We start from the raw sequence: 5,848 nt of genomic DNA on the forward strand, positions 1-5,848 counted from the left end.
GCGATGGACGATGCGGCTCCTGCTTGTCGAAGACAATCGCGAACTGGCCGATTGGCTGAGCAAGACGCTGCGCCAGGCGAGCTACGTCGTCGACGTGGTACATGACGGCGAGGACGTCGAGCATGCGCTGGCGGCCGGCGACCATGCGCTGATCATCCTCGACCTCGCCCTGCCGCGCATGGGCGGGATGGAGGTGCTGAAGCGGCTGAGGGCACGCGGCAACCCGGTGCCGGTCATCGTGCTCACCGCCAACGCCAGTCTCGACGGCCGGGTGAAGGGCCTCAACGAGGGCGCCGACGACTATCTGGCTAAACCCTTCCAGATCGAGGAACTGGAAGCGCGCATCCGCGTGCAGCTGCGCCGTGCCAACGACCGGACAGCGCCCGTCATCTCCTGCGGCGACCTCGTCTTCGACACCAACACAAGGCTGTTCTCGCTCGGCGGCGCGGCGCTTTCGCTGACGCCGCGCGAACATGCGGTGCTGGAACAGCTGGTAGTCAAGGCGGGGCGCACGGTGAGCAAGGCGGCACTCTCGACGGCGATCTACGACTTCGACACCGACGCCGATCCCAGCGCCATCGAGATCTACGTGCATCGGCTGCGCAAGAAGCTGGAAGGCTCGCGCGTGCAGATCGCCACCTTGCGCGGCCTTGGCTATCTGCTCCGCCATGAAGATTAGGGCCATGAAAATTAGCAGCCTCCGCCTGCAATTGCTGGCCTGGGTGGTGCTGCCGCTGACCGCGCTGGTGACGGTCAATCTGTGGACCAGCCAGCGCAACGCGCTGGCGACGGCAGATCTGGTCACCGACCGGATGCTGGTCGGCTCGGCGCGCGCGATCGCCGAGCGGGTGGCGATGGCCGAAGGCGTGCTCGACGCCACCATTCCGCCGGCGGCGATCGAGATGTTCGACACCGGCGACCGCGACAGCGTCTACTACCGGGTCGAGACCGCCAACGGCCGGCTGCTGACCGGATATCCCGACCTCCCCCAGGCGTCGCAGAGCGGCAGCATCGAGGCTTCCTATCGCGATCGTCGGCTGCGTCTGACAACGCTCAGCCATGCCGTGATCGGCGCCGGCACGGATTCGCCGATCAGGGTCACGGTGGGCGTCACGCTCGCCGGCCATGACGCGATGGTGCAGCGGCTGTGGTTCAGCGCCTTTGCCCAGCAGCTGGCGCTGGTGGCGATCGCCGGCCTCTTCGTGCTGCTTGGCCTGCGCCGCGGGCTGGCGCCGCTGATGCGCCTGCGCGATACGGTGCGCTCGCCGGATCGCAGCGATCTCGACCCGGTCGAGGTGCCGGGCGCGCAAAGCGAGATCCGGCCGCTGATCGACGCGCTCAACGCCTATATGGAGCGCGTGCGGGCGCAGATGGCGGCGCAGCGCCGCTTCATCGCCAATGCCGCGCACCAGCTGCGTACGCCGCTGGCGCTCATGTCGACACAGGCGAGCTATGTGCTGCGCGAAAGCGCCGCCGACCGGCGCGAGGAGGCGCTGGTGGCCCTACAGGCAGGCTCCGGCCGGCTGGCGCGGCTGGCCGAACAGCTGCTCACGCTGTCGCGCGCCGAGCCGGGCAGCCGCCGGCCGCGTGCCGACCGCATCGACCTCACCGAAGCCGCCCGCGAGGTGCTGGAAACACATGCGCCGAAGGCCGTCGAGCGCAACATCGATCTTGGGCTCGAGGAAGCCGGACCTGTTCCCGTCATCGGCGACGGCACCATGCTGCGCGAGATGATCGTCAACCTGGTCGACAACGCGCTGCGCTACACGCCAGCCGGCGGCACGGTGACCGTCCAGCTGGCCGCGATCGGTCGCGAGGGCGTGCTGACGGTCACCGACACCGGTCCCGGCATTCCGGCCGAAGAGCGCGAGCAGGTCTTCGAGCGCTTCTACCGCATTGCCGGTGCTGCCGAGGAAGGCAGCGGGCTCGGACTCGCGATCGTACGCGAGGTGGTCGAGAATGCCGGCGGCAGCGTTGCGCTTGGCGGGGCCGCCGGCAGCGGGCTCAGGGTCGAGGTCCGGCTGCCGCTCGCCGCGCCCCAGGACAGGCCGACTGGAGCGGTCAGGCCCCCTGCTCGTTGAACGGCGCCGGACGCCATTTGACGACGTAGTTCTCGAAACGGGTGATGATGAACTCCACCACCAGCGCCATCACCGCCAGGATAATCATGGCGGCGAAGACGCCATTGGCGTTGAACGCGCCCTGGGCGGTCGAGATCAGCAAGCCCATGCCCTGCTTGGCGCCGAGGAACTCGCCGACCACGGCGCCGACCAGCGCGAAGCCAAAGCTGACATGCAGGCTCGCCAGGATCCAGCTCATGGCCGAGGGAATGATGACTGTGGTGGTGATCTGATAGGGTGAGGCGCCGAGGATCTGGGCGTTGGCGATCATCGCCCTGTCGGCCTCGCGCACGCCCTGGAAGGCGTTGGCGAAGACCACGAAGAACACCATGACGACGGCCAGCGCCACCTTGGAGGCCATGCCGAGGCCGAGCGCTATGATGAAGACCGAGCCCAGCACGACGCGCGGCACCGAGTTGGCGATCTTGATGTAGATCGAGAAGACATCCGCCAGGAGCTTGTTGCGGCCAAGGATGATGCCGGCGGCGATGCCGCCGACGGCGCCGATGGCGAAGCCGAGGAAAGTTTCCTCGAGCGTCACATAGATCTGCAGCCAGAGCGGCCCCTGCGAGGTGCCCTCGGTGACCCAGGACCAGATCTGCTCCCAGATGCCGGAGGGGCTTGAGAAGAAGAACGGATCGATGACGCCGAGATCGGCGCCAAGTTCCCAAAGAGCGAGGAAGACGATCAGGATGGCGAGCCGCAGGCCGATGACCAAGGCATGGCGGCGGCGCAGCCGCGCCCTCGCCCGGGCTTCCGCGGCGACGATCGAGGTCGCGCGGGCGGCTTGGTGAGAGGCTGGAGAGATGGCGGTCATGGCAAGTCTCCTTTCAATGGCCGGTCTGCAGGCCGCGGCTCTGGCCGAGCTGCACTTCCTCGCGCAGGTCGTTCCAGATCACCTTGGCGATCTCGATGAATTTCTGATCGTAGCGGATGTCGGCCATGACACGCGGGCGCGGCAGGTCGATGCGGTAGACGCTCTTCACCGTGCCCGGCCCGGCGGTGAGCACATAGACCTTGTCGGCCAGCGCCACCGCCTCCTCGAGATCGTGAGTGACGAAGACGACGGAGGATTTGAGTTCCGACCAGAGGCCGAGCAGCTCGTCCTGCATGGCGGTGCGGGTCTGCATGTCGAGCGCGCTGAACGGCTCGTCCATCAGCAGGATCTTTGGCTGGTTGATGAAGGTTTGCGCTAGCGCGACCCGTTTGCGCATGCCGCCAGAGAGCTGGTGCGGATAGTGTTTCTCGAAACGCGCAAGGCCGACGCGGGCGATCCAGTCGCGCGCCCGGTCATAGGCTTGAGCCTTCGGCGTGCCGCGATAGAGCGGGCCGGCGGCGACGTTGTCGATGACGCTGCGCCACGGAAACAGCGCGTCTGCCTGGAAGACGAAACCGATGTCGCGGCTGATCTCGGTTACGGGATTGCTCATGACGCGGACATTGCCGGTCGTCGGCCTGAGCAGCCCGGTGACGAGGTTAAGCGTCGTCGACTTGCCGCAGCCGGTCGGCCCGACGACGCAGGCGAACTCGCCGCGCGCCACCGTCATGGTGAAATCGCGGATGGCCGTCATCATGTGGCCGTCGGGGGTGACGAAGCGCAGCGTCACATCGTCGATGGCGATCGCGGCATCAGCCGGCGGCGCGGCCGGAGACAATTTCTCGGCCGCCATGGTTTGCAACTGCATGGCACACTCCTGTAGCGATGGTGCGAGGATGACTGGGGCTCGAGCCCATGGGCCCGCCGCGCCTCGGTATCCGGAAAGGCGCCGCTGCCGAATTGATTCAGGCAAGCGGCGCAACTTGTTGTTCTTCAACGACCGAGCCGGCAGGCCCGGCTCCCTGTCGGCGCTACTTGGCGGCGTCGACGAATGCCGTGGTATAGGTCTTCGACAGGTCGATCTGCTTGCCCTGCAGGCTCTTCGAGAAGGTCGACAGCACCTTCAGCACCGTCTCCGGGCCATCGGCGGGCATGCGGCCGTCAGGCGTGAACATCGCCTTGCCGCCGGCCAACCCTTGCACATAGAGGTCCTTGTTGCCGGCGTAATAATCCTTCGGCATCTGGTCCGCGATCTCTTCGGCCGAATGGCTGGCGATATACTTCATCGTCTTGACGAAAGCGTTGGCGAGCTTCTGCGCCTCGTCCTTATGGCTCTCGATCCAGGCGGACTGGACATAGAAGGATGCCGCCGGATAGTCGCCGCCCAGCGCTTCCCTGGTCTTTTCGGGCGTGCGCATATCGACCAGCACGTTGGCCTCGCCGGTCTGAAGCAGCTTGGCGATGGTCGGCTCGGTGGTCATGCCGGCCTGGATCTGGTCCTGCTTGACGGCGGCGATGAAAGTGTTGCCGGCGCCCACCGGCAGCAGCGTGTAGTCGCCCGGCTTCAGGCCGTTGCGCACGGCGAGATACTGCGTCAGGAAATCGGTCGAGGAGCCAAGACCGGTGACGCCGAGCGTGGCGCCCTTGAAGTCGGCCGGCGATTTGATTTCCGGATGCTTGGCCGAAACCAGCTCGACCTCGCCCGGCGCCTGGCTGAACTGGACGATCGACTGGATGTATTTGCCCTTCGACTGCAAGTCGACGGTGTGATCATAGAAGCCGACGACGCCCTGCACGGCACCGGCCAGCAACTCATTCTCGGCCTCGACGCCGGCGCGGGAGTTGACCAGCTCGACATCGAGCCCCTCATCCTTGAAGTAGCCGAGCTGCTGGGTGAGCACGGCCGGCAGGTAGATCTGCTTTTCCATGCCGCCGACGATGATAGTGATCTTGTCGGCAGCCGATGCCGCCGTGGCGCCCGCGGCGACGATGGCAAACGAAAGCGCCGCCGAACGCAAGACGCACTTCGAGATGAAACCGGACACGTAACTTCCTCCACCTGGGCGGCGTGCCACCAGGCCACGCCGCATTTCCTCCTTGCCGGCCCGCTCCCGGACCGATCCCGCGGCGAACGCCGCAAAAATGTCATGGCATGCCCAAGCTTTCAGCTGGCTTTCAGTCATTTTAGCGGCCGAAAGAGCGAATTCCGCAGCTATCGCTGGTCACGAAGCGGCGAAGCCAAGCACATCGTGCATGCCGTATTCGCCTGGACACTGTCCGGCCACCCAGAGTGCCGCCGCGATGGCGCCGCGAGCAAACATCGAGCGGTCGCCAGCCGAGTGCGAGAGCGTCAGCGCCTCGCCCTCGGCGAGGAAGCTGACGGAATGCTCGCCGATGATGCTGCCGCCGCGCAGCACGGCGAAGCCGATCTCGCCGGCAGGGCGTGTGCCGACAGTCCCATTTCGAGCGCGCCGCGCCACTTCGTCCAGCCTGACGCCGCGTCCGCGCGCCGCCGCCTCGCCCAACATCAGCGCCGTTCCGGACGGCGCATCGACCTTGAAACGGTGGTGCGCTTCCAGGATATCGATGTCGCAATCGTCAGCCCCAAGCGCCCGCGCCGCCTGCTCCACCAGCCCGGTCAGCATGTTGAGACCCAGCGAGTAACTGCCGGAGCGCACGATCGCGATCGTCTTCGCCGCGTCGGCGATCGTCTCCAGCTCGGAACCATCTAAGCCGGTGGAGCCGATCACCAGCGCCGGACCGCCGCGCGCCGCGCATGCCTTTGCTAGGCTGAATCGACATTCAGCGCATCCATAACATAGCTGCGGCGAGATGGATGAAGGCGAGGAAGTGGCCGGCGCGACGATCGAAGCGTGTGGCGAAGCGTCTGAAATGCTTGAGCTTGTTGAAG

Annotated in this window: 5 protein-coding genes and 2 pseudogenes; 2 read left to right on the forward strand and 5 right to left on the reverse strand. The window is 66.2% G+C overall.

Features of this window, described 5'->3' with window-relative positions:
* Positions 1–10: 10 nt before the first annotated feature.
* Together EOA75_RS27400 and EOA75_RS27405 are read left to right on the forward strand one after the other, a co-directional pair.
* Positions 11–679, forward strand: a complete 669-nt coding sequence (locus EOA75_RS27400; protein WP_067330446.1) for a response regulator — start codon at positions 11–13, stop codon at positions 677–679.
* 4 nt (positions 680–683) lie between these two features.
* Positions 684–2,081, forward strand: a complete 1,398-nt coding sequence (locus EOA75_RS27405) for a sensor histidine kinase (protein WP_067330443.1) — start codon at positions 684–686, stop codon at positions 2,079–2,081.
* On the opposite strand, the gene EOA75_RS27410 is transcribed toward EOA75_RS27405, so the two are convergent.
* From EOA75_RS27410 to EOA75_RS35245, 5 genes and pseudogenes are all read right to left on the reverse strand, one after another.
* Positions 2,062–2,937, reverse strand: a complete 876-nt coding sequence (locus EOA75_RS27410; protein WP_067330441.1) for an ABC transporter permease — start codon at positions 2,935–2,937, stop codon at positions 2,062–2,064. The genes EOA75_RS27405 and EOA75_RS27410 overlap by 20 nt on opposite strands.
* A gap of 13 nt (positions 2,938–2,950) precedes the next feature.
* Positions 2,951–3,805 (reverse strand): ABC transporter ATP-binding protein, encoded by an 855-nt coding sequence (locus tag EOA75_RS27415; RefSeq protein WP_067330438.1) that lies wholly within the window; start codon positions 3,803–3,805, stop codon positions 2,951–2,953.
* A gap of 163 nt (positions 3,806–3,968) precedes the next feature.
* Complete coding sequence (locus EOA75_RS27420; RefSeq protein WP_245459230.1) at positions 3,969–4,955, reverse strand: ABC transporter substrate-binding protein; 987 nt, start codon at positions 4,953–4,955, stop codon at positions 3,969–3,971.
* Between the two features lie 204 nt (positions 4,956–5,159).
* Positions 5,160–5,726: pseudogene (dapB, locus tag EOA75_RS27425) on the reverse strand (4-hydroxy-tetrahydrodipicolinate reductase); the annotation flags it as partial.
* Positions 5,727–5,739: 13 nt separating this feature from the next.
* Positions 5,740–5,848, reverse strand: a pseudogene (locus EOA75_RS35245) (IS5/IS1182 family transposase); the annotation flags it as partial.

This window comes from Mesorhizobium sp. M1A.F.Ca.IN.022.07.1.1, assembly GCF_003997575.1.
GTDB lineage: Bacteria > Pseudomonadota > Alphaproteobacteria > Rhizobiales > Rhizobiaceae > Mesorhizobium.